Annotated in this window: 25 protein-coding genes; 9 read left to right on the plus strand and 16 right to left on the minus strand. The window is 39.8% G+C overall.

Annotated elements, in window-relative coordinates; translation table 11 throughout:
- Nucleotides 1-109: 109 nt before the first annotated feature.
- The gene (locus ACQKMH_RS12705) at nt 110-1,966 is read right to left on the minus strand and encodes an SLC13 family permease (protein WP_427587824.1); all 1,857 of its coding nucleotides are present in this window, start codon (nt 1,964-1,966) and stop codon (nt 110-112) included.
- Nucleotides 1,967-2,129: 163 nt separating this feature from the next.
- Between ACQKMH_RS12705 and ACQKMH_RS12710 the strand changes: the two genes are divergently transcribed.
- Nucleotides 2,130-2,996 carry a metallophosphoesterase gene (locus tag ACQKMH_RS12710; protein WP_427587825.1) on the plus strand — a complete coding sequence of 289 codons (867 nt, stop codon included), beginning with the start codon at nt 2,130-2,132 and terminating at the stop codon, nt 2,994-2,996.
- Nucleotides 2,997-3,166: 170 nt separating this feature from the next.
- Here the strand turns inward: ACQKMH_RS12710 and crcB are convergent, their stop codons facing one another.
- Both crcB and ACQKMH_RS12720 read right to left on the minus strand, forming a co-directional pair.
- Nucleotides 3,167-3,529: a fluoride efflux transporter CrcB gene (crcB, locus tag ACQKMH_RS12715; RefSeq protein WP_427587826.1), complete on the minus strand. Its 363-nt coding sequence runs from the start codon at nt 3,527-3,529 to the stop codon at nt 3,167-3,169.
- Entirely contained in the window at nt 3,526-3,906 is a 381-nt protein-coding gene (locus tag ACQKMH_RS12720) for a fluoride efflux transporter FluC (RefSeq protein ID WP_427587828.1), read from the minus strand. The genes crcB and ACQKMH_RS12720 overlap by 4 nt, the downstream gene beginning before the upstream one ends.
- 118 nt (nt 3,907-4,024) lie before the next feature.
- Here ACQKMH_RS12720 and ACQKMH_RS12725 point away from each other — a divergent pair, with 118 nt between their 5' ends.
- Nucleotides 4,025-4,375 carry a hypothetical protein gene (locus ACQKMH_RS12725; protein ID WP_427587830.1) on the plus strand — a complete coding sequence of 117 codons (351 nt, stop codon included), beginning with the start codon at nt 4,025-4,027 and terminating at the stop codon, nt 4,373-4,375.
- A gap of 289 nt (nt 4,376-4,664) precedes the next feature.
- Nucleotides 4,665-5,171 carry a YkyB family protein gene (locus ACQKMH_RS12730; protein WP_427587831.1) on the plus strand — a complete coding sequence of 169 codons (507 nt, stop codon included), beginning with the start codon at nt 4,665-4,667 and terminating at the stop codon, nt 5,169-5,171.
- A 51-nt stretch (nt 5,172-5,222) separates the two neighbouring features.
- Here the strand turns inward: ACQKMH_RS12730 and ACQKMH_RS12735 are convergent, their stop codons facing one another.
- Together ACQKMH_RS12735 and corA are read right to left on the minus strand one after the other, a co-directional pair.
- Nucleotides 5,223-6,128 (minus strand): chemotaxis protein, encoded by a 906-nt coding sequence (locus ACQKMH_RS12735; protein WP_427587832.1) that lies wholly within the window; start codon nt 6,126-6,128, stop codon nt 5,223-5,225.
- Nucleotides 6,129-6,668: 540 nt separating this feature from the next.
- Complete coding sequence (gene corA, locus ACQKMH_RS12740; protein ID WP_427587834.1) at nt 6,669-7,643, minus strand: magnesium/cobalt transporter CorA; 975 nt, start codon at nt 7,641-7,643, stop codon at nt 6,669-6,671.
- 159 nt (nt 7,644-7,802) lie between these two features.
- Between corA and ACQKMH_RS12745 the strand changes: the two genes are divergently transcribed.
- Nucleotides 7,803-8,945, plus strand: a complete 1,143-nt coding sequence (locus ACQKMH_RS12745; protein ID WP_427587835.1) for an aminotransferase A — start codon at nt 7,803-7,805, stop codon at nt 8,943-8,945.
- A gap of 90 nt (nt 8,946-9,035) precedes the next feature.
- Here ACQKMH_RS12745 and ACQKMH_RS12750 read toward each other — a convergent pair whose 3' ends face one another.
- From ACQKMH_RS12750 to ACQKMH_RS12780, 7 genes are all read right to left on the minus strand, one after another.
- Nucleotides 9,036-9,401 carry a hypothetical protein gene (locus tag ACQKMH_RS12750; protein WP_230157559.1) on the minus strand — a complete coding sequence of 122 codons (366 nt, stop codon included), beginning with the start codon at nt 9,399-9,401 and terminating at the stop codon, nt 9,036-9,038.
- A gap of 65 nt (nt 9,402-9,466) precedes the next feature.
- The gene (locus ACQKMH_RS12755) at nt 9,467-10,339 is read right to left on the minus strand and encodes an NAD(P)-dependent oxidoreductase (RefSeq protein ID WP_427587836.1); all 873 of its coding nucleotides are present in this window, start codon (nt 10,337-10,339) and stop codon (nt 9,467-9,469) included.
- A gap of 36 nt (nt 10,340-10,375) precedes the next feature.
- A complete protein-coding gene (locus tag ACQKMH_RS12760) occupies nt 10,376-11,161 on the minus strand; it encodes an SDR family oxidoreductase (RefSeq protein ID WP_427587837.1) in 786 nt (261 codons plus the stop codon).
- Nucleotides 11,162-11,474: 313 nt separating this feature from the next.
- Nucleotides 11,475-13,190, minus strand: coding sequence for a phosphoenolpyruvate--protein phosphotransferase (ptsP, locus tag ACQKMH_RS12765; RefSeq protein ID WP_427587838.1), 1,716 nt, complete (start codon nt 13,188-13,190; stop codon nt 11,475-11,477).
- Nucleotides 13,190-13,456 carry a phosphocarrier protein HPr gene (locus ACQKMH_RS12770; RefSeq protein WP_230157562.1) on the minus strand — a complete coding sequence of 89 codons (267 nt, stop codon included), beginning with the start codon at nt 13,454-13,456 and terminating at the stop codon, nt 13,190-13,192. Before ACQKMH_RS12770 ends, ptsP begins: the two co-directional genes overlap by 1 nt.
- A gap of 214 nt (nt 13,457-13,670) precedes the next feature.
- Nucleotides 13,671-14,456 (minus strand): ABC transporter permease, encoded by a 786-nt coding sequence (locus tag ACQKMH_RS12775; protein ID WP_427587839.1) that lies wholly within the window; start codon nt 14,454-14,456, stop codon nt 13,671-13,673.
- Complete coding sequence (locus tag ACQKMH_RS12780) at nt 14,456-15,085, minus strand: ABC transporter ATP-binding protein (protein WP_427588496.1); 630 nt, start codon at nt 15,083-15,085, stop codon at nt 14,456-14,458. Before ACQKMH_RS12780 ends, ACQKMH_RS12775 begins: the two co-directional genes overlap by 1 nt.
- Before the next feature lie 180 nt (nt 15,086-15,265).
- On the opposite strand from ACQKMH_RS12780, the gene ACQKMH_RS12785 reads away from it, so the two are divergent.
- Together ACQKMH_RS12785 and ACQKMH_RS12790 are read left to right on the plus strand one after the other, a co-directional pair.
- Nucleotides 15,266-16,090 (plus strand): thermonuclease family protein, encoded by an 825-nt coding sequence (locus ACQKMH_RS12785; RefSeq protein WP_427587840.1) that lies wholly within the window; start codon nt 15,266-15,268, stop codon nt 16,088-16,090.
- Between the two features lie 684 nt (nt 16,091-16,774).
- Nucleotides 16,775-17,269, plus strand: a complete 495-nt coding sequence (locus ACQKMH_RS12790) for a sigma-70 family RNA polymerase sigma factor (protein ID WP_427587841.1) — start codon at nt 16,775-16,777, stop codon at nt 17,267-17,269.
- Between the two features lie 45 nt (nt 17,270-17,314).
- Here the strand turns inward: ACQKMH_RS12790 and ACQKMH_RS12795 are convergent, their stop codons facing one another.
- On the minus strand, nt 17,315-17,509 hold the full coding sequence (locus ACQKMH_RS12795; RefSeq protein ID WP_230157566.1) for a hypothetical protein: 195 nt from the start codon (nt 17,507-17,509) through the stop codon (nt 17,315-17,317).
- Nucleotides 17,510-17,952: 443 nt separating this feature from the next.
- On the opposite strand from ACQKMH_RS12795, the gene ACQKMH_RS12800 reads away from it, so the two are divergent.
- Both ACQKMH_RS12800 and ACQKMH_RS12805 read left to right on the plus strand, forming a co-directional pair.
- Nucleotides 17,953-18,129: a YkvS family protein gene (locus ACQKMH_RS12800; RefSeq protein WP_064505160.1), complete on the plus strand. Its 177-nt coding sequence runs from the start codon at nt 17,953-17,955 to the stop codon at nt 18,127-18,129.
- 194 nt (nt 18,130-18,323) lie between these two features.
- Entirely contained in the window at nt 18,324-18,950 is a 627-nt protein-coding gene (locus ACQKMH_RS12805) for a hypothetical protein (RefSeq protein ID WP_427587842.1), read from the plus strand.
- 52 nt (nt 18,951-19,002) lie between these two features.
- Here ACQKMH_RS12805 and ACQKMH_RS12810 read toward each other — a convergent pair whose 3' ends face one another.
- From ACQKMH_RS12810 to ACQKMH_RS12820, 3 genes are all read right to left on the minus strand, one after another.
- On the minus strand, nt 19,003-20,043 hold the full coding sequence (locus ACQKMH_RS12810; protein ID WP_427587843.1) for a YkvI family membrane protein: 1,041 nt from the start codon (nt 20,041-20,043) through the stop codon (nt 19,003-19,005).
- A gap of 339 nt (nt 20,044-20,382) precedes the next feature.
- Nucleotides 20,383-22,077, minus strand: a complete 1,695-nt coding sequence (locus ACQKMH_RS12815) for a M3 family oligoendopeptidase (RefSeq protein ID WP_427587844.1) — start codon at nt 22,075-22,077, stop codon at nt 20,383-20,385.
- 253 nt (nt 22,078-22,330) lie between these two features.
- Nucleotides 22,331-22,768 (minus strand): MarR family winged helix-turn-helix transcriptional regulator, encoded by a 438-nt coding sequence (locus tag ACQKMH_RS12820; RefSeq protein ID WP_034314147.1) that lies wholly within the window; start codon nt 22,766-22,768, stop codon nt 22,331-22,333.
- A 157-nt stretch (nt 22,769-22,925) separates the two neighbouring features.
- On the opposite strand from ACQKMH_RS12820, the gene ACQKMH_RS12825 reads away from it, so the two are divergent.
- Complete coding sequence (locus ACQKMH_RS12825; RefSeq protein ID WP_427587845.1) at nt 22,926-24,422, plus strand: ATP-binding protein; 1,497 nt, start codon at nt 22,926-22,928, stop codon at nt 24,420-24,422.
- Nucleotides 24,423-24,443: the final 21 nt, after the last annotated feature.

Here is a 24,443-nt window from a genome sequence, read left to right on the forward strand (position 1 = left end):
ACTATACATCTTTTTTCATCCCTTTAAAAATTCCTCCATCATCCACTCCTTTTAATGAATCCCTCATGGAAAAAGGCATTGTCCACAAATGGAACAATGCCTTTAGCTTTCAGAAAGGGAAGAACCATGGAATCGTGATGACCATGATAACGCCAATGAAGATCTGTATGGATATCCCGATCATGATGAAGTCCTTATACTTGTAATCACCAGCTGTCATGACAAGAGCGTTGGTTGTGGCAACCCTAGGTGTAGATAACGCCAAACTGCCAGCAACAGCAAGGCATAGAAACACAGGAAGAGGGTCAATTCCTTGATTTACTGCAGATGTCAGGGCAATGGGCGTCATGATCACCACCGCCGCTCCATACGGGATGAATTGACTCAGGATCAATGTCAGGAGATAAAAGACGGCTAATATACCATGTGCCCCGATATTACTGAATATAACGGCAAGCCAATCACTTATCATTCTCACACCACCCGTATTATCAAGGGCAGCCGTAATTCCAAACATAGATGCAATTAATAAAACAGGCTCCCAGTTAATCTTTTGGTATGCATCTTCCATTGAACGGACACAGCCTGTGATCACCATCAACAATGCGGCCGTCAATACCGATAGCATAGCAGGGATGGATTCGATCGATAAAAGAATGACCATCAATGCAGTGATGCCCAAAGCAATCCATGCTTTGCCCTTTGAGTTGACCGGTGAGCCATCCTCAGAGGTACTTCCAATAACGATGACGTCCTGCAAATCAGAGGAAATCCTTTCAATGTTCTCCCATTCTCCATGTATCAGGATTGCATCGCCCGGTTTTAGTCGTTCCGTCCCGACATCCGCTTGAATATATTCACCATTGCGATTGATCGCAAGCACATTACATTGGTATTTCTCTCGGAAATGTACATCGATCAAGGTTTGATTTTCATAATCGGAATTCGGAACGATCAATATTTCCGTCAAACCAAATCTACTGCTAAGAAAATGTTTTTTTATTTGTTCTGTATTGAAATGTTTAAACTCCAGTTCATAGTTAAGTGCCAATCTCTCAACAGCTTCTTCTTCTCCAAACACCAAAATGATATCATCAGGATGCAGCACTTCATCCGCTCTTGCTGAAATCGTCAACTGTCTTTGCAACAGCGGCAACTGCTTATCCTTTGGCTTCCGCTGAATTTCAATTAAAGTCAATTCATACTGGATAGGTAGCTGAAGATCCGACAGCCTTTCTCCCACAATATCGGAAGTGGCGGGTATATGCAGATAGTGCAATCGATCATACACTTTATACATTCCGGCAAGCTCCCCTGCCGACAATCCCTTGACACTATTGTTCGCAGCAATCGTTTTCTCTGGAAGCAACAGGCGTCCAAGTGTCAACATGAAGAATAAACCTGCTGCAAAAGCAATTAAGCCGATTGGTGTAAAGTCAAAAAATGATAATGTAACGATACCGTTTTGCCTTAATACATCAGCAACGATCATATTGGCGGGCGTACCAGTAAGTGTTAATAGTCCGCCAATACTGCTCGCATAGGCAAGGGGCAATAAATACCTTGTCGGACTTGTTTTTTGTTGTAAAGCCATACTCATAACAAGTGGAAGCAGAATGGAAACAATTCCTGTGCCACTTAAAAACGCACTTAATATTCCAGCCGTCAGCATGACGATCAGCAGCGATTTCCATTCACTGCCCCCACATAAACCTAACAACTTATTTCCTGCCTTTTCTACGATTCCTGTATTTAACAGGCCGGCACCTACGATAAATAGTCCTGCCAGTATGATTACCACTTGATTCGCAAAAGCGGTCACAAGTTCATCCAATGTAAGTATTCCCAGTAACCCTAGTATGGATAGTGCACTAAGTGCAATTAAATCAGCGCGAAATTTTCCTTGTATAAAAAGCGCAATAGCGCATAGAAGTATAATCAGTGTAATAAACATTGGTTCGGTCATCATGTTACCTCCGTATAGATGTTCAATTTCAAGTCGGATAAGGTTGCATTAAACCCCAGTTTACATGTTTTGCCTATGTGAATAGAAGCTATTTTCTTCATTTTATGTATATTGTTTGTTAGTATGAGGAAGTAACATTTTATTATTAGATAGGTTGATTAATTTGAATAAACCCATATCCAGAAGAACATTTTTAAAAAAAAGTCTCGGTGCATTTGCTACCATAACGGGTTTAGGTATTGGCGGAAACTATTATGCCCATAATTTGGAGCCTAAGTGGTTAGAAACCAAGCATATGGTAATCAGCCACCCTCTTATCCCTAAAGGTTTTCATGGCATGAAAATGATCCAATTCAGTGATACCCATTTAGGCTTTCAATTTCAGCTTAAAGATTTACAAGAAATTGTCAATAAGATAAACCAACTGGACCCGGATGTTATTTTATTTACCGGAGATTTAATGGACCAGCCTAACAAATATGAGGCTCAACAGAAAATCCCTTCTGTTTTGAATCAGCTCAAAGCGCCACTTGGAAAGTTCAGCATCTACGGTAACCACGATCATGGGGGATATGGCTCTGAAATTTACAGCGATATCATGAAGAAATCCCACTTTACCATGTTGCAAAATACCTCCACCAAGATTTCCTTATTAACGGCTGAAGAAATATTCATAGCAGGTATTGATGATGCCATGCTTGGAAAACCCGATTTTGAAAAAGCCCTTGAAGGCATTCCAGAAGATGCGTTCACCATTATGCTTTCACATGCCCCTGACCTAGCAGACATATCAAGTACTTACGATATCCAGTATCAAATAAGCGGTCACAGTCATGGGGGACAAGTACAAATTCCGTTCGCCGGAGCCCTTGTCACACCCCCATACGCTGAAAAGTACCGTGAAGGCACGTATGAAATTGATTCGTTAACGTTACATGTTAATAGAGGGCTTGGCACTACCCGTCTTCCATATCGCTTTCTTTCACGCCCTGAGTTAACGGTTTACGAATTCAAGGTCGAAAAACGATAGGAAAAGAACACAGGGGAAAACTGCCAGACTCATTAACAAAACCTGTGCAACGAAAAACAACTTGTTTACATGTATCATTTTATTATGGATTCTTAAGAATTATAGCACTAGAAGTATAATTGAGAAAACCAGGTTTTATTTACCAATGATCCCTGGTAAGTGGGACTAGGTTATACCATACTTAAGTAACCACACAGAAAAGTGCCGATACAACCTAAAACCGACACCGTTACATAGATAAGGCTATCTATGTAACGGTGTTTTTCAATAAGCTCGAGTGTTTCCATACTGAATGTGGAAAAGGTCGTAAAGGCTCCTAAGAAACCTATTGCCAGAAATGCTTGTAAAGATAAAGCCCAGCTTTCTTCCTGAGGAAAGACAATCCCCAAACCGAAAGAACCTATAAGGTTAATCAGTAAAATACTAATAGGTATTAAACCAGCTGGCAATAGCCTATTAAAACTATTCTGTAAAACATATCTAGAGGCAGCACCAAAAAAGCCTCCGATAAAAACTGATAGAACAGAAATCAAAGGGTCTCACCTCTCGGTCTATTAAAAAGGCCCAGTCCAAGAAATCCTGCAACCAAACCAAATAAAAGTGTGGCTCCAAGATACAGACCTGCATATAGCATCGATGTCTGTAGCAAATTCACCATTTCTTGGGAAAACGTAGACATCGTGGTGAAACCTCCACAAAACCCGCTGCCCAATGCTAAAAAAATAAACGATTTCTTTTTCGAGGCGTAATAGCCGTTTATCAATCCAAGTAAAAAGGTGCCTACTATATTTATTAAGAGGGTACCAAACGGGAAGAAGGAATGGTCAGTCGTCAAGATTATGCAATAACGCAATAAAGCTCCCACTGCTCCTCCAAAACCAACGGCAAAAATGCTTTTAAACCGGTCCATTGTAGTCACCTCAAATTTTTCTCACAAGTAGTTTCATTATAACAGATTAAGATGAAACAGGCTCTTTTCGAAAAAAAAACCATACTATATAAAGAATTTGAAAAAAAGGAGGCTAATTATGCAAACACAGTATTTTCCTTACTACCACTATCCACAAACCATAATGCTCCAGAACGAATATAGAAATGCATATAGGAATGAATATGATCCAGGATATTATAATGATGAACGATTCTTTCCTTTCTTTCCTCTATTAGCGCCTGTAGCATTTGTTGCAGGGTTAGCTATTGGACCATTGTTATTCAATAACCGTCCACCAGTCTATGCGCCATATCCTCCATACCCGCCCGCTTACCCTCCTTATCCTTCTTACCCTGCTTACCCCCCATATCAAGGTTTTCAGGGCTACCCCCAACAATTCGGCGCACAGGCTGGAGTTTCTGAAAATATCAATATATACAATCGATAAGGAACGGATAGAAGGCGTCATTCAACGCCTTCTTTTTCTTTTGCAAAAAGGTGTCTGATTGAAATTTACTTTCTTATATATTTTGAAGTGGTATAATATGAAATGCATAGATGGTAAAGTGTTGGGAAATGATTGACATACCGAAGAGATGTACATGCATTTATTTTTTTTTATGAAAATCAGCCAAAGCAGCACATCCGTCTCTATTTCGATCAATATAAAAACAGGTATTTATTGAAGGAAGGCTTCATCGTTCCTTCTAACCTTATTAAGAAAAGGAGTTTCCATAATGAACCAAACGAAAGGACATTCTGAAAGGGATGAGTTTTCGATTAATTCCCTTGCCCAAGCCGTGTTTATTGTTAACAAACATGCAAAGACTGCGTTGGAGCCTAAAAATTTATATAATTTAAAAAGGCTCGCATTAAGCAAGCTTATGCAAGAAGGAAAAGCGAAGAAGATTGGACTTCATTTCTCTGATAACCCTCGGTTTGCAGCACAACAATCCGACGTGATTGTAGAATGCGGATCATATGTTTTTCATCTACCTCCCACTAAGGAAGATTTGAAAAAACTACCCCACCTCGGCAGCCGGGCAGCATCCATACGGAACCCTAAAGCTGCGTTGTCTTTATCCAAGGCAAAACAAATCCTCCAATCTTACGTTGGACAAGCAGGTGAAAAGCAACCGAACTCCACCAACACCGAGAAAAGGGCTTACGGACGCAGTTCGGTCAAGCAACCTTTTCACAATCCATTCCCATCCTCGTTTTTGGGAAAAGGTTCCAAGTATTAAGAATAAATTAAACGGGCCTTGAGGTAATTCCTCATCGGCCCGTTTTCACATTTATAATACAAGTCTGTCTATCAACTTTATAAGCTCCGCAATTTCAGGTTTGCTGATTTGTGCGTCAGCCCCTACGACCTGCCCCTTATGACGCAAGCTATCCGTAATCAAAGAAGAGAAGATAATGACCGGCAATATTGAGAGCCCAGCGCTTTCCTTTATTCTTCTAGTCAAATGATGACCATCCATTTGAGGCATCTCAATATCGGTAATCACCAATTGCACTTCTTCCTCGACCACTTTTCCAGATTCAATCAAATTCTCTAAATAATTCATGGCATCAAGACCATTTTCATAAAACTCCAAGTACTTGAATCCAGCCTCTGACAATGTATCAAACAGCAGCTTTCTCAGTAATGGGGAATCTTCTGCAATCAGGATTCTCTTGTCTGAGTTTTGCCGGTTGCCGAGCTTTTTAACCTGCTGGATGTTTATTCCAGATTCCGGATTAATTTCGACCACTATTTTTTCAAAATCGAGTAACAGTAACATTTCACTTTTTAATTTTATGACCCCGATAATCTGACTTTCCAGTCCTTGATACATATCCGAAGGCTTTTCGATTTGGGACCACGAAATACGGTGTATCTGTGTAACCGTATGTACATGAAAAACCACTTTTTGCTGATTGAATTCCGCGACAATGAATTTATCCTGCTCAGGAGTTTCAGATGGAGGAAAGCCTAGAGCATCCGCCACATTCACAACAGGCAGGACTTCTCCGCGGAGCTCTATGATCCCCTCAACATTTGGATGGGAATGAGGGACAAGTGTGATGGGTACAGGATTAATGATTTCCTTCACCTTTATTACGTTAATGCCGAATTTATTCTTTCCGATGCCGAATTCCACTATCTCCAGCTCATTCGTTCCACTTTCCAATAATATCCCTTTGTTTGCTTCCATTGGTTCATCTCGCCCTTCTCTTACTTTTTCAATTTTTAGTTCCATAAACCATTTTACTAATGCAGAAAATCCTGCTTGTCAGTTAACTAGACCTATCATGATTTTATCAATGAACTCATACCTAATAATTCGGATACTTATGTCTTTTGTTTAGGGCAAAGGAAAAAAAAGAATAAGGAGGGGCTATTTATTAATAAATTATCTCTTCAAGCAAAACAAAAAAAAGGAGCCCCTATCAAGCCCCCTTTTACTTATTCATTTTTTTGCTATCAACGTCGCGGAAACCATATCGTGCAGGGCCTGTTTCTTCATTGTGAACCACTCCACGATTTAACCGACATTGTATAGACATACCTCGGATCGTCGCTATATAACGCGCTATAGCCCTTACAAACCCTATTTGTTCTCCTTTTAAATTCGTCTACCGCGCGACTTCAAAAGATACTCTCAAAAAGCGATAGGATTCGATTCCAGCGGGCATCCATATGATGCTTCCAGCAATGATAGCCTGGCCAAAGCCCAACTAATAACGTCCTATTTTCAGTTCTTTCTCGATCTTTTCCTTGGATTGAGCCAACCTTTTTTAACAAAGTATAAAAACATCATCAAGGCAATTCCACCCATCAATCCAAGGATGAGGAAATAGCCATAGTGCCAATTTAATTCGGGCATATTTTCAAAATTCATCCCATATACACCTACTATGAAAGTCAGCGGCATGAAAATGGTAGTGATGACAGTCAAAGTCATCATCGTTGAATTCATATTATTAGAATTCACAGACAAATAACTATCCCGGATATCGGAGGAGAAATCTCGATAGGATTCCAGCATTTCAGTCAATTTAAGAAGATGATCGTACACATCATTAAAATAAAGGTGCTGATCTTTTAAATAATTGAGACGCTCAGACGAAATCATTCTGTACAACAAATCACGCATCGGTAATATGGTCCGGCGGAGCCTTGACATATCCGTACGCAAATCGAATAGCTGATCCATCAGGTCGTTTATCGTTTCATTTTCAGTATTGTCCTCAATGCTCCCCAATTCGCTCTCCATTTTATAAACAGGAGGGAAAAATTCATCGACGATCCTGTCAATTAGCCTGTGCATCAAGAAAAAGGGACCCTGTTTCAACATTTTATTACCAGAAATTTCTTCCCACACCTTTTCAACTTCAAGCATTTCTTCCTTATGAAAAGTGATTATCCATTTTTCTCCAACAAACATATCCAATTCAACGGCTCTAAATACCTTTTGCCTGAGAGCATGTATCACAAGAAATTGATAGTTTTCATAAAAATCCATTTTAGGGCGTTGGTTAAAGTCATCAAGGCAGTCTTCGATTGCCAGCGGATGAAAGTGAAAATGAGTGGATAAAAGTTCGATTTCCTTGGTTGTCGGGTTGGAAAAATCAACCCAATACCACTCGATATCCGGATTATTCATTTCTAATAGCGGTAAATCAAAACTGACTTCATGGCTTGAAGTTATCGCACAAGTCCTTATCATTTGTATCAACCCTCAAAATTTTCTTATCTTTCATTATACCTTTAATTCATTAATCTCAAAAAGTATTTCTCCCTCATCCAAACTAAATGATAAAATAGAATGGATCTGTCAAACATAGTACATAAGCTCATGAAGTTTGAAAAGGGAGGATATTCATAGATGGAGCATTTAGTTAACCCTCTAGTAAAAGACGTTCAAATATCAGGAATCCGTAAATTCTACAATATGGTAGCTGATATCGAAGGCACCATTTCTTTAACGATCGGACAGCCAGACTTTCCGACTCCAATGCATATTAAAGAAGCGGCAAAACAAGCCATTGATCATGATTATACCGTTTATACTCACAATGCCGGCTATCTCGAATTAAGGGAAGCTGCATCAGCATATATTAAGGATAAATACAAACTCTCCTACGATCCAGCCGATGAAGTCATAGTGACCTCTGGTGCTAGTGAAGGCATTGATATTACATTCCGAACGATCCTCGTCCCTGGGAATGAAGTAATATTACCAGGACCGGTATATCCAGGATACGAACCCATCATTAAAATGTGCGGTGCGGCCCCAATCTATGCCGATACAACCAAAAATGGATTTCGTTTGACGGCAGATATTATTGAAAAATACATAACTGATCAAACGCGTTGCATCGTTCTGCCATATCCATCGAATCCGACTGGGGTCACATTATCTGCCGAAGAATTATCGGACATTGCCGAACTCGTACGGGGCAAGGACATCTTCATATTGGCTGATGAGATATACAGTGAACTTGTATTTGATCAGGAACATGTATCGATTGCCACATTCTTAAAAGAACAAACCATCGTCCTGAATGGTTTGTCCAAGTCCCATTCCATGACAGGGTGGAGAATTGGCCTTCTGTTTGCGCCTAAATCCATCTCTTTGCATATCCTGAAGGTCCATCAATACAATGTAACTTGTGCCTCTTCCATATCTCAGAGAGCTGCCTTGGCTGCATTGACGACAGGCAAGGATGATGCCATTCCGATGAAGAACGAGTATGCAAGGAGACGCGAATATGTATACAATCGCTTACATGCAATGAATTTGGAAATAGTCAAGCCAAATGGTGCCTTTTACTTCTTTATAAAGCTTCCTGAAGGGTATACCTCTTCTCTTGACTTTTGCCTCAAACTCGTTAAACAGGAAAAAGTGGCTGTTGTCCCTGGAGACGCATTCTCTCCTCTCGGCGAAGGGTACTTTAGGATATCTTATGCCTATTCCATGGAAACCTTGGAAAAAGCTTTGAATCGAATTGAAGCTTTTTTAGCTTAAGGTTAATCGAAAAAAAAGTGGTCTTCAATAGAATCATTGAAGGCCGCTTTTTTCATTTCATAATTTATTTTTCCACCATGCTAGATACTGCTAATACAATCTACGTAAAAAACGAATTTCCCGATATCCTTCTTCCTTGTTTGTCGTGGTAAGGCTCACTTCAACAATGGATCCAAGTAAATCGGCCATCACATCTTCAAATTCCTTTGAGGAGCGCGGTTTTGAAAGACCTAAACTTTTCAATTCGCGCATCAGGATTTGGAAACCGGCATTCGTTTCGATATGACTGAATTTCACCGGCAAGATTAGCGGACTTTCATTCATTAATTTCAGATCCCAACGTATGGGCTTAGTTTGATGAATGGTTTTTTCGCGTTTAAAACCTTCAATCCTGACAATATATCGACCATCTTCCAATTCTTGGAATTTCATATTGATGTCATCGAATTCACCCATAACGATCACTCCTTTTTGTAAAGGCTGTCGCTATCAGCTTATTCATGAAAAAGGAATGGTAGCACTTAATTATAGTGTTTATATAACGCCTGGGTGCCGCTATTTTCCTCCCCAGCATCTGCCAGGCCTTCATATAGGGATTTGCTCAGGCTTAATCCTGGCGCATCCATTCCCATTCTTTCTGCTTCATCAAGTGCGATCTTCATATCCTTGATGAAATGCTTGATATAAAAACCTGGTTCAAAATCCCCTTTGACCATACGCGGCACTAGATTGGACAGTGACCAGCTTCCAGCAGAACCCGATGATATACTTTGCAGAACACGGTCTGGATCCAATCCCGCCTTTTTAGCATAAGAAATCGCTTCAGTCACTCCGATCATATTGGATGCAATGGCGATTTGATTGCACATTTTCGTATGCTGTCCAGATCCAGCCGCGCCTTGATGGACTACATTACTGCCCATGATATCAAAAATGGGACGTACCGCTTCGAATGCCTCACTATCCCCGCCGACCATGATCGTAAGCTTCGCATCACGTGCACCGATATCTCCACCTGAAACTGGTGCATCCAATGACTCCATTCCTTTTTTCTTGGCTTCCTCGGCTATTCTCACGGCCAAAGATGGAGTGGAGGTCGTCATATCGATTAAATAGGTACCCGCTTTCCCATTCTCGATAAGCCCATCGTATCCCAGGTAAATTTCTTCAACATCGCTCGGATACCCTACCATGGAAATGATTACATTAGCGTTCTGTGCGATGTCCTTAGGTGCTTTTACCCACTTTGCGCCCAGTTGCAGCAGATCATTTGCCTTATCTTTCGTCCTTGTATAAACAAATACCTCATATCCTGCCTTAAGCAGATTTCTAGCCATGCTTTTTCCCATGACCCCTAAACCTATGAATCCGATTGCTTCGTTCGATTGCGTCACTGCAAATTCCTCCCAATCATTTTGTGGAAATAACCCTTAAATTGATTTTACCATTCCTCCGTCTACTAAATACGACTGGCCCGTTAGATATGTATTGGCACCCGAAACAAGGAAAGTAACGAACCTAGCAAATTCCTCAGGTTCCCCGTATCGCCCAAGAGGGATTTTATTAATGGCTTGTTCAGTGACCACCTCAGGAGTGACCCCTTGTTTCTCTGCATTCATATTATCAAGGTGCTGAACGCGGTCTGTGGCGATCCTGCCAGGAGCAACTGTATTGATCAAAATCTGATCTGGAGCTAACTCAGTAGCCAACGTCTTTGACAATCCAACAATTGCAGTCCGGAATGTATTCGATAATATCAGTCCCGGAATCGGTTCCTTGATGGATGACGATGCAATATTGATGATTTTACCGCCCTGTTTTTTTAGATGGGGCAAGCTCTCACGGATCGTCCTGATGTAGCTTAGTAAATTAAGTTCAAAAGATTGTTGCCAATCTTCATCATTGAAATCTGTAAATGATCCCCCTGGAGGACCTCCAGCGTTATTAATAAGAATGTCGATACTGCCGAACTCTGCAGCTGTTTTCTCAACCAAGCTTTTAATATCTTCAGTTTTTGTTATATCCGTTGCCTTATATGCCACTTTACCCGCCCCAAGCTGCGATAATTCCCTTTGCACGTCGGCAAGCTTTTCTCCATCACGGCTGGCAAGCATGACATTTGCTCCTTCTTTAACCAATTCTGCTGCTATCGCCTTCCCCAAACCTTGGCTTGAAGCTAAAATCAAAGCATTTTTCTTTTCCAAATGTAATTCCATGTGATTTCCTCCATTCTTGTAAAATAAATATATATCCATTATATCGTTAATGCCGAAAAGTGAAAAATCTGAATTCTCATCCTTGTTATTTTTTTGGTTTCAAATTGCTAAACCCAAAAAAATTGCCGGTTGGATAGCCCAACCGGCGTCAAAGGGGGAAATGAGAATGTCAGCTGCCCTACTAGAGCAAAACAACTGTGCTTGCTTTTTAAATACCCCCATTTTTTTTAAATAAACATTCTTTCTCAAAAAATTACAAACAGCCCCCCCAACGAAGATTCTATGGAGGGGGCTGTTTTTCACTTCTTATTTATCATTTCAAAGCGTTTACTACCGCTTCTTTCACATTATCATTCGTATCCATCATTAAAACTTCTTGAGATAGTTTTTTCATCTCTTCAAGCGTAAGTTGGCTAATTAAAGAACGTGCTTTTAAAATCGAGGTTGCACTCATAGAGAATTCATCAAGTCCCATTCCGATCAGAATCGGGATAGCCACTTCATCTCCAGCCATCTCTCCGCACATCCCAGCCCATTTTCCTTCTTTATGAGCTGCATCAATGACCATTTTAACCAGGCGTAAAATCGCTGGATTATATGGTTGGTATAAATAAGATACTCTCTCATTCATTCGGTCAGCGGCCATCGTATACTGAATCAAGTCATTAGTCCCTATGCTGAAGAAATCGACTTCCTTAGCAAATATGTCAGCCATCACTGCAGTTGAAGGAATTTCAACCATAATTCCGACTTCAATTTTTTCAGCAACCTGAATACCATTATCAAGCAATTCCTGCCTAACTTCAGCCAATACGGCTTTAGCTTCACGGAATTCAGCTAATGTGGCAATCATCGGGAACATGACCTTCAGATCACCGTAAATGCTTGCACGAAGCAGGGCACGGAGCTGTGTCCTGAAAATCTCCTGCTCATTTAGGCAGAGCCGAATCGCACGGTACCCAAGGAATGGATTCATTTCCTTAGGAAGATCTAGGTACGGCAACTCCTTGTCACCGCCTATATCTAGCGTTCTGACGACTACTGGCTTTCCTGACATTCCTTCAAGCACGGCTTTATATGCCTCGAACTGTTCTTCTTCGCTCGGAAAGTCATTTCTGCCCATATAAAGAAATTCGGTACGGTATAACCCGATTCCTTCACCGCCATTTTGATGAACGCCCTCAAGATCTTTCGGTGTGCCTATATTGGCAGCCAATTCCACATGATGACCATCTTTTGTAACCGTTTGTTCATGTACGAGCTTAGCCCACTCAGCCTTTTGCATAGCATAGGCTTCCTGTTCCTCTTCGTAGCGTTTTACGAGTTCAGGAGTAGGATTGATATGAACTTCACCCTTTAACCCATCAATAATGATCAAGTCACCATTTTCAATGGACGTTGTTACTGATTTTGCACCAACGACAGCCGGGATTTCCAAAGAACGTGCCATTATTGCCGAGTGAGATGTACGTCCCCCGATATCGGTCGTGAATCCCTTAACATAAACCGGGTTCAACTGTGCTGTATCGGAAGGAGTCAAGTCCTCCGCAATAATGATCACTTCTTCAGCAATCAAGCTTGGATTTGGAATATGAACACCTAAGAGATGTGACAACACCCTCTTAGTGACGTCACGGATATCCGCTGCACGTTCCTTCATGTATTCATTATCCATTTGTTCAAACATTGTAATGAACATACTTGCTGTCTCATTTAGGGAATACTCAGCGTTGACGTTTTCGGATTGGATTTTATCTTGAATAGGCGTAATAAGTTCCGGGTCGGCCAAAACAAGTAGGTGAGCGTCAAAAATAGCGGCTTTATCCGCCCCCAAATCCTTTTCTGCTTTTTCCCTGATTACTTCCAATTCATTTGTTGACTTTTGAATAGCTTCCTTAAAACGGGATATTTCCGCCCCGACATCTTCTATGCTTCTTTTTTCAATCGATAAATCTGGCTCAGTCAGTCGATAGGCTTTAGCGATGGCTATTCCGTTTGAAGCTGCTATTCCACTAATCAAAGTGGTCATTATTCTGCTAATCCTTCTCTGTTCAATGTTTCAGCAAGTGTGTTTAATGCATCATTTTCATCGCTTCCCTCGGCAGTGATCGTAATTTCTGCACCTTTGCCGATACCTAGGGACATTACACCCATAATGGACTTAAGGTTCACTTTTTTCTCTTTGTAAGCAAGGTTTATTTCTGAATCAAACTTTCCGGCAGCTTGTACAAGCAATGTAGCCGGACGAGCATGAATTCCTGTTTCTGCAGTTACTGTAAATGTTTTTTCTACCATATAAATCAATCTCCTTTAAGATAAAATAACAAAATAGGTTATGTAAGGGGTTTTCTATTTCCACTCAGGAAATAACGGAAAAAAAGAAATGCCCTTTTCTTTAACAGAATAGCATTATCATTCCCAACAAACAAACCAAAACTATCTAGTACCTAAAAAATAGTACAAAAATATAGATGGAACTGCAACTATTACTTTTCAGATTTTTTAATAATTAAATGGAGAGCTGTGCATTTTTGGTAAAAAAGGCTCTGAAACTCAACATAATGAAAAGGACCACCGTTAATGAAACACTCCCGAGAATTCCGATAAGTATGGCAATTTGGTATTCTATTGCGATTAGCGGGCTTATCCCAGACATAATTTGACCTGTCATCATTCCTGGAAGGAAAATAATCCCCATCCCGAGCATATTGTTCAAAGTTGGCAGTACTGCCGAGTCGAATGCAGCATCTACATATTTCTTGACAGCCCTTTTCGGAGTCGCTCCCAGCATTAGCATCGCCTCTACCTTTTCACGATTACTGCTTATCCCATCATGGAGATTTTTAAGCGCCAACGTCACTCCAGTCATAGCATTCCCCACGATCATCCCTGCTATTGGAATGAAATATCTTGGCTCATACCAAGGCGTGAAATGGATCACCACCACATTAAAATAAAACAAGGCCGCCATGGGACCTGTCAACATACTTAGGATAACCATCCTTTTGATTTTCTTGTTGAGCGTATAGGGCACTTGCTTAAAAATATTATGGATGGAGAACAGGGCCATCGCACATAAAAATCCTAAGGAAAGTAAAGGGTGGGGATTTTCAAAGATATATGTCAAAACATAACCGGCAAGAATAAGTTGGACTGTCATCCGCACCGTAGCGAGAATGATTTGCTTTTCCCGTGAAATCCCCCTCCATTTCACGATAATCAGCAGAACGACAACAAAGACGTAGGCCGCACAAAGACGCCAGAACTCAATATCTATTATCCCATTCCCCTCCATTAATAGTCATCCTCCTTCGCCTTTTTCAGAACGATCATCTTTTCAGCACATATGTCAGCAAGTTGTCTAGAATGGGTAATCATGATGACGGTTCCTTTTTCACGCTTCACTTCTCCTAAAAATCGGCTCATGACCTTCAGTTCGGTTTCCTCATCGAGAGCTGCTGTCGGCTCATCCAGTAAATACACATCGGGTTTTAACAAAAGTAATCTCGCTAGTGCAAGCCTTTGTTTCTCCCCGCCTGAAAGATTCTCCGCACCATCGGTTAAAGCCTTCTGCAGCTGGACCGTTTCGAGTGCCTTCTCCAATTCAGTTTCATCCTTCTTTTCCCGTTCTGTCAATTCCAAACCCATTTGGAGATTTTCTTCAATCGTTCCCGGTAAAGTGAACGGTGTCTGAGACAGCATTGTGACTTTACGTCGGTGCTCTATCGGGTTGAGATTTTCCAGCAATTGATCTTGATAATAGATAGACCCGCTATCCGGATCATCCATCCTGTTCAATAAACGGAGCAGTGAAGTTTTTCCTGCTCCGCTTTCCCCAGTCAAGCAAGTAACCATTCCTGCCGATATAGTCAAATTATCAATATGTAGAATGCCTTTATATCTGATATTTTCGAGTCTAAACATCATTTCTCACGCCTGCCTCTCATACTTCATCATTCCATTATAAGAAACTATCATGGTATGGGATAGCAATGAATGTAAATTTTTTCATTTTCTTTCCCTTTTTAATAGGTTAGTATTATTCCTGGCGATTATATCCATGACTATCATGGAATACACCTTTGAAATGGAGGCATTTTATCAATGAACAGAAAATCCTTTTTACCTTCTTGTCTGCATGTGCTACTCCTGACTGCCATTTTCCTAATCATCTTGACTGGCTGCCAGGGCGCCTCGGATATCATGAATGATGAATCCCAACAGGAAAATTCGACATCCAATAAAGATATCCAATCCATTAAAGATTCTTCAAAGGAAGAAAAGGGCAATACATTCACAGCCACAATCATCAGGGTTGTTGACGGAGATACAGTAAAAATCAAAATGCCTAATGGAAATGAAGAAACGGTCAGGCTTCTATTAATAGATACCCCGGAAACCGTGCACCCATCGAAGCCCGTTCAGCCTTTCGGCCCTGAAGCGAGCAAGTTCACCAAGGATTTAATGCCTGCAGGCTCGAAAGTGGAAGTAGAACCTGGTATTGGTGAAAGAGATAAATATGGTCGGATGCTTGCCTATTTTTATGTAGATGGAGAAATGGTGAATAAACTTCTGCTTGAAAAAGGCCTGGCCAGGGTCGCCTATGTTTATGCACCGAACACTAAATATCTTGATGAATTGGAAAATATTCAGAAACAAGCCCAAAAAGACCAAATCGGTATTTGGTCAATTGAAAACTACGCAACCTCAAAAGGGTTTGATGATTCGAAGTCCAAAGAAGTATCAGTGGAAAAGACAACTGGGAACTCATCCTGCAGCAATCCAAAAATTAAAGGGAATATAAACTCTAAAGGCAATAAAATCTATCACATCCCTTCTGGCCAATATTACGAAATAACTAAACCAGAAGAAATGTTTTGCACAGAACAAGACGCACAGGATGCAGGATTCAGAAAATCACAGAGTTAACAAAATGGGTTGAGCAATTTGCCTACCACGTACAGCACATTGAAGTGTTTATGGGGATGTAAAATGAAAAACAATCAAGCATTTCGTTTCAGCTTTTCTCCCCCACTTCCTGGTTTTTTCAAAAAAAATAAAAGGGCATGCCAATACTGCATGGGCGGATGCTTTAGCCAAACTGACATTCGATAAATGAAAGACAAGAGCCAATCACTTTTAGCTTTATGGTGAAAGGGCTCTTTTTTACTAAGTTCATATAAATAAAAAAGTTCAGTAGAAAAGGATGAGCATTTGCTACATCCCTCAGTTTGCAGGCAAAAGGCGGTCCTTCTAAACTTCAAAACAAAGTTGATTGGAACGGGTGTGCGAAACTCCTGCGGGGGAAAACACATCTTCATGTGTATATGGCTTTACCTTGATCGTCAAAGAACTTAAAACCTATCGGAAGAAGAATGAGTGAGTTATTTCACATCCAATTTTAGGATGAGTATTCCATTTGGTTACCCCCGCATTCAAGATCACTTGAATGTCCCTTTTCATTTCATAAACTTTTGATTCGCCTCCTGAAAACCCCCCTTTTATTCCTTCCATTTTTCAATTATTCCTTTTCGCTAAGGCCAAAAAAATTGTATACGGTAGAAGCACCCCGGAATACACGAAAGTGCACTTTTCAAAAGGTAGCCATGCATAATGGAAGATTTCTCAGCTCTAGCGACTGAATTCACGCCGATGATCCATCATATTATCCGATCACTTTCCATCTATAAGAACAAGGATGAATATTATCAAATAGGGTTGATTGCCTTATGGGAGTCAAATGAAAATTTCAATAAGGAATACGGACAATTCCATAACTACGCTTATACAGTAATCAAAGGCCGAATTCTAAACGAATTAAAGCGTCATCATAAATATGAAACCCGCAACACACCCATTGATTCCGCCATCCTAGAGATTAAAGATCCTTTTTCAAAGCTCGAAGAAGCCTTCGCCATCGATAATATCCTCCACTACACGGAAGGCTTGACACTGAATCAGCAGCGCTGGCTATTACAGACGTACTTGGGAAATAAAACAGTGACAGAAATTGCCGAGATATATCAGGTAACTGCCGCAGCCGTCAAATCATGGAGAAAGTCCGCATTAAGAAAATTAAAAAAACAATTGATTTTCCATTGTAAATAACAATGGGGTGGCTCATCATATGAGCCACCCCGAATTTCCTTTTCATCAACTTCTCGCTTCTTGTAAATACGTATAGATTATTTCTCCATTATGGTGAGCATTTCCCCGAAAATGTTTAAAGTCTTCCCTTTTCACAAGAACCTCTCGAAAACCTAAAAAATCTTCCTTTGATATCCTGAATTCATCCATTTCACGATTTGCCAGTTTATCGAGTACATCTTTTGCTTCTTCTGCATTCAAAATATTATCCTCCTTACATATCAATCGTTTCTATCCGTACTCAGACAGGAGAAATTCCGTTTCCATTTTATCATAAGCTTGGCATTAAATATAAATCAGAATTTTTTGGGGCGCACTTGCTACATTATTCTTTACGAATGCTTTAAAATAGTGCAAACTGTATAGTAAAATATCATACTGTAAAATGATTGGCATTTTTTGTACATAGGATTACATACTGGCAGCATAGCTGCGCTTGCAAGTTATACCAAATAATGCCAATCCATTACAAGACTGCACCCCTTTAAATGTTTAGTTTAGCTTACCGTACCGACAGTAGAGATATCTTATTCTCTTACTTGCACTCCCAACGTCAAAATCTAAAAGGCAAGATGTTCGAATAATCCAATTACTCCATAGTTACTTTTTAATCATTGGAAACAAAATGGGAAAGGATGATTACCATGAAGAAAGCGGAAGTTGGAAATATCATTGAATTTAGAGAAGGCTTGAAAGGAATCGTCGAGAAAGTGAACGAAAACTCAGTGATCGTGGACGTCACGTATATGGAAAATTATCGTGATTTGGAACTTGAACAAAAAACCGTCGTCAACCATAAAAATTATAAAATTATAGGTTAACTCAATGTAATCTAACGGAATGGTTTCTCAATAACCATTCCGTTTTCATTTTTAGTAATCCTCCGTTTTTGTTTCTCTGTTATTTTTTGTAACAATTTTCATTTCATACCGTCTATTCATTAAAGGTGAAATATACGTAAGATTAGGAAAATATTTACATTTATAATGACAAAAGAAAGAAGTGATAAAAAGAGATGATTATTTGGACACGTTATTTAGGCAGTGCCACATTAGCAGTTTTTCTGCTGACTGGCTGTGGATCGACCACAGACGAATTCACAGCGGAGCAACAGGAGGATTCAGTAAAAGAGGAAAATGAAAACAATTCTTCTGATGGGGATAATGGCAATATCGGAAAAAACAACAAAGTAAGACTGATGGAGCAAAACTTGCAATATACGAGTAATGGGAAAGTGAAAGAAAAAACTGCCTTTCTAAAGAAAAGTGATAATCAACCGTTCAGCCTCTACGTTTTGCAACAATTTAAGTTAAGTGCTGAAGAACCAGGAAAAGATGTCGTTTTCCTCACTGAAGATGACTCCATTTATATGAGAATCGAATTGTTGAAGAAGGATGTCAACTGGGATGAAGTGGAAGAAAATGTTCAAGCACAACTAAAAAGTCTTTCAGAAACGATTAAGGAGCCAGCACTTAATGTGGATAACGGCATTGGATTTGAAGTTGAAAGTGGGGATGATGTGATTACATCCATATTGCTCAAGGATGAAAAAGCACCCGTCCGCTTAACAATGTTCACGAAAAAAGATAAGGATTACCGTGATGCTTTTCTAGTGATGGCCAAGACACTGCTGAAAGAATGATCACCCATTAAATTCCGGGAAGGAGGGCAAAGGTCATGCCCCCCATTCTTCCTTACTCCTTCCCTGCCTTGCTTTTCCAGACCAGCATTAAAAAAAGCAGGCTTATGTATCCAAAAACCGGATAAATATATCCTAATAGCCTTCCATATCCGAATTCCCCTATGATCAAAGCTATAAAAAAAATCAAAGCGATGATCAGCATGCTTGGCAATTTAAAATAACTGCTGATTTGGCGTTGTAATCCATATATGTTTCCAATGACTGAAGTGAATATTTCCCCGTATATCACCAAAATGAACATCCAATATAACTGCCCGGCTGCCGTTCTCATGATAACGGCCGAAGGAATTTCATAACTATTCACGTCAGGAAGTGTCATAAGTGAAAAATGCCCCGTTAATAAAATGATGGTTAGAAATATGCCTCCAAGAATAGCACCGTGTTTGATGACCTTCTCATCCTGGACTTCATACGCAACCGGAACCAATACAGCCTGTGCCAAAGCAAGGTTAAAGGCCGTATAGGCAAATGGTGACAAAATCGTTTTCAATGTGATCACTTCATCAGGAACCATTGTAAGGTTCTTAAAAAACTCTCCATTTCCCAAGGTCGAGAAAAAAAGGATCAAACTAAAACAGATCATGATTGGTACAACAAATGAGTTTACAGTGAATACACCGCGCATTCCCATCATCAAAACCAAGGTTGCCAGGATGATCGTACACCAGCTTCCTATACTTTTCGGCAAGCCAAGTTGTTCTTCGAAAACGGCACCTGCACCGGAAATCATGACCGCTGTCACCCCTAACAGCATGATTAGGAAAAAGATATTGATGATCCCGGCAACTTTCTTGCCAAAAAGAAATTGATTGAACTCCTCATAAGAAGATGCCCTGATCCTCGAGGATATGAGCATGATTTTCGTTCCTGTAAAAATGAAAATATAACCTGCTATTAAAATCCCAATAAAGCCATAAAAGCCATAACGGGTAAAAAACTCGACAATCTCTTTTCCAGTTGCAAAACCCGCACCGACCACTGTCCCTACATATACGGCTGCAATCTGAAAAATCCCTGACCACCTTGACAGCATACACTCCCCTCCTCCCTACATTTATATGTAAGGAAGATACATTTAAGACAAGCCAAGTAATATTCCTGAAATAGCAGTTTTTTTCTGGGCTTACAGGCATTAAAAAACAAGTTTTCTTTCTAACATGGTGAGTTCAAACATTCCCTATCCACTCCTTGCGGCATATCACTCTGTAGGTATTCCCCAATGGCCTTCGTAATGATTTTTGGGGATGATGGCCAATGTAAAGCGAACACGCCGTTTCTCTTGGTATGGGAAAGATAAAAACGCTTAAGGAAGCATCCTCAAGCGTTTTTTTTGAAGCATTGATAAAACACGGTATCTGGTAATCCCTACCTTTTATAATGCTTTATCATCGACATTGGAAAGCCATCCGTCTATTCCCTTCACAACTGACTGAACTGTCCCCTCAACAAATGGAGATTCCAAATTCGCAGTATCCACGAGTCCAAGGAAAGATTTGCTTCCTCCAAGTTTGCACAGATTCAAATAATCCTTCCAGGCCGTTTCATCTTTTTCAGCCGACCTTTTCCAGAATTGGAATGCACATATTTGGGCCAATGTATAGTCGATATAATAAAAAGGTGACTGATAAATATGGCTTTGTCGCTGCCAATACCCGCCATTCTCCAAGAAATGATTTCCTTCATAATCGCGATGCGGCAGATATTCCTTCTCGATCTTCCGCCAAGCCTGCTTTCTTTCAAGAGGGGAGGCATCAGGATTTTCATATACAAAATGCTGAAATTCATCAACAGCTACCCCATAAGGGAGGAATGTAAGTGCCCCACTCAAATGGGAAAATTTATACTTTTCCGTATCTTCCTTGAAAAACAGCTCCATCCATGGCCACGTAAGGAATTCCATACTCATCGAATGGATTTCACACGCTTCATATGTAGGCCAGTAGTACTCTGGAATATCGAGGTTACGGCTCCGATACACTTGGAATGCATGTCCTGCCTCATGTGTTAAAACATCAATATCCCCGGAAGTCCCGTTGAAATTAGAAAAGATGAATGGTGCTTTATAATCTTCTATAAAAGTACAGTAGCCCCCGCTTTCCTTTCCCTTTTTCGCCACAAGATCCATCAAGTCATTATCTATCATATAATTGAAAAACTCATTCGTTTCAGGCGAAAGCTCTTGGTACATCTTTTTCCCATTTTCGATGATCCACTCAGCATCACCCTTAGGAACGGCATTGCCCGTTTTGAAATGAAAATTCTCATCATAATAGTACAGATTGTCCAAGTCAAGACGTTCACGCTGACGGCCCTTCAACCGGGTAACAAGCGGTACCACTTCCTCTTTCACCTGCTTTCGGAATGCAGCGACCATTTTTGCATCATAATCAGTTCTTGTCATTCGATAATACCCAAGTTCCACGAAATTCACATAGCCTAGCGCTATCGCAATCTCATGCCTCACTTTAACGAGATCATCGAATATTCGATCCAATTCCCCTTGCTTTTCTTCAAAGAAGCCATAATATACCTCACTTGCATTTTTCCTTAATTCACGGTCCGCCGACTCCATAAAAGGCTGAAGCTGCGCAAGTGTTAGTTCCTTCCCATCAAAGTGAATTTTTGCGGAGGCAATTAATTGCGAATATTCGCTTGATAATTTATTTTCTTTTTGCAGTTGTGGGATGATTTGAGGCGAAAAGGTTTTAAGTTGGGCCTCCGCCAAGTCAAACAGTTGATTACCCCATCTCACTTCAAGCTCCTTACGATATTTTGATTGAATTAGTTCAGTGTAAAATTTTGAAGTCAATTCTTCCATTTCAGGGGAGAAGTCATCTACATAATCATTCTCCGCTTTATAAAATTCATCATGTGTATCAATCGAATGTCGAATATAAACCAAATTAAACATCGTACCTACATAGTTTCGAATTTCATTAATTTCTTCCATGGCCTTTATTTGTGCATCTGCATTTTTAGCACCCGCAAATTCCTCCAAAACCTTCATGAAACGGGTTTTAATTTCATCCATTTCAGGACGTTTATATTCATACTCATTAAATTTCATATGTACACTCCTTTATACGATTTAACACCTTTTTTTCAAAATCCAGATTGACGCTAACACCCAAAAAAATCATTATTTTTAGACATATTCTCGGTGATTTTCGTAATATAATTAAATTCGCCAATGAACGATTAAAAACCTTCAAGTCCTAGAAACAAATCAGGATTTACTAGCCATGGTCTTCATCGCACCACCATGCACTTAAACATAAAAAACCAGCACCAAATATAAAACGAGGGTGCTGGTTCATATGCTAATTTTGAGCGGAATAGCCAATCTTTTTAAGCAGTTCTATCACGGTAGCCTTTTCATCTTGCGTAAGTACACTCATGATATCATCGATTCTTTTTTCATGCTCCGGAAATACCCCTTCAATAAAGGCCTTTCCTTTATCCGTTATTTTGGCAAAGGTTACCCGGCGGTCTTCTTTACATGCTATTCGCTGAAGGTATTCCTTCTGTTCAAGTTTATCCACGACATAGGTAATGCTGCCGCTCGCTAGCAGGATCTTTCCGCCTATTTGTTGAAGAGGTTGATCGCCTTTATGATAAAGTAATTCCAGTACTGCAAACTCAGTGGGATTCAAACCCTCTTCCGCTATATGTTTATTTACCACATCATTAATTGATCGATGAGCTCTAGACATCACAATGAACAGTTTCAAAGACTGTTGGATGTTATTATTCTCCATAACTTCACAACCTTAAAAGTTTTTAATTAAAATATCTTGAATTAAAAGTTATTATATGACATTTTGGCTTTTTTGTCAATTTACCCTTCAATAGTATGTACTATTGTTTAATTACACAGTTTGATATACTTGAAAAAAAGCTAAAGTAGTGACAAACATGAAAACAAGGCATAAATTCCGCACATATTTACTTATTGTTATTTTACCATTATTTATTCTATCCATCATTTATTGGATGCATTTAGAACGTTCCATCCAAAAAGAAAGACTGGAACAAGCTGAATGGGCGGGAACGGTTTATCAAGAATACATAGACAAAGTAATTAGTGAAACGAAAAAAAATATTGAATTGCTGAGCCTTAGCAGCTCTGTTCTTTATTTGGATGATAAAAAAACCGAGCATCTTATGAAATGGATCAAGGATACAGATCCGAGATATGCAGGAGTATATTGGCTAAATCAGGATGGCGTTTCCATATCAGGGACGAATCAGGATTTTTTTCATTCCTATTTAATTGGACAGGATGATATGGACCGTGCAGTAAAAACTCAAAAAGCCGTTGTTGTTGGTTCTAAGGAGTCAAATAACCCGAGTTTACATTATTTCACCATTTTCGCTCCCATTCTGGATCATGATAAAAAGGTACAAGGGTTTTTATTGGTCCAAATTAGTTTGGACCATATGGAAAAGACATTAAAAATGCTCATCCCTGATCAGTCCTTGATGCTGGAATCAAGCGATAAAACTCGAATTTTAGATATAAATGCCGGAGACTTTACTGGACATTCACCATGGGTTGAAGTTCCTTTGACCGAAGTGGATTGGACACTTTCCGTCAAGATGCCCGACGCGCTTAACACAAATAACATGAATGTCTTCTTGATGTTTGTGTTTTTCACCTTCTTTTTTACTCACATGATCTATACCATCGTTGAGGAACTGATCGTCCGTAGCAATACGAAAAACCAAAAGATATTAATCGATAGGCAAAAAATAGATTTTGTCGGTACATTGGCTGTTAGTACTGCACATGAAATAAGAAATCCACTTACAGGCATAAAAGGACTGGTACAGTTACTGGGTGAAAAGCACCCTGAAGAACAAGATCAGTTTTATTATTCTGTCATCATGAAAGAAATTGAACGGATCAATAGTATCGTCAGCGAGTTTTTAATTTTAGGGAAGCCCATGGCCCAGACTTTATCCTTATATGATATTCGCAGTATTATTGCTGAATTGAGACCAATAATAGAATCTGAAGCGCGTCACTTTAATATTGAAGTGGAATGGAATATCATAAAGGAACCGATCAGGGTTCATTGTACGAAGGACCAACTCAAACAAGTCATTCTTAACATTGCCAAAAATGGTTTCGAGGCCATGGATGTTGGAAAAGAGTTAAGGATACGAATTTACCATGAAAATGAACGGGCGAAAATCGTAATCGTCGACACAGGGAAAGGACTTAATGAAAAAGAAATCGGCAAAGTGTTCGAGCCCTTCTATACATCGAAAAAAGAAGGAACCGGATTAGGGCTATTTGTGTGTAAACGAATTATTGATTCATTCAATGGAACCATCGAGCTTACAAGTAAACCTTTAAAAGGTACAACTGTTACAATCTGCTTACCACTAATAAAAGAACAACCTTAGGCATTCATTGAAGTATATTCT

The sequence above is a fragment of the Peribacillus sp. NPDC097895 genome (assembly GCF_050277555.1).
GTDB lineage: Bacteria > Bacillota > Bacilli > Bacillales > DSM-1321 > Peribacillus.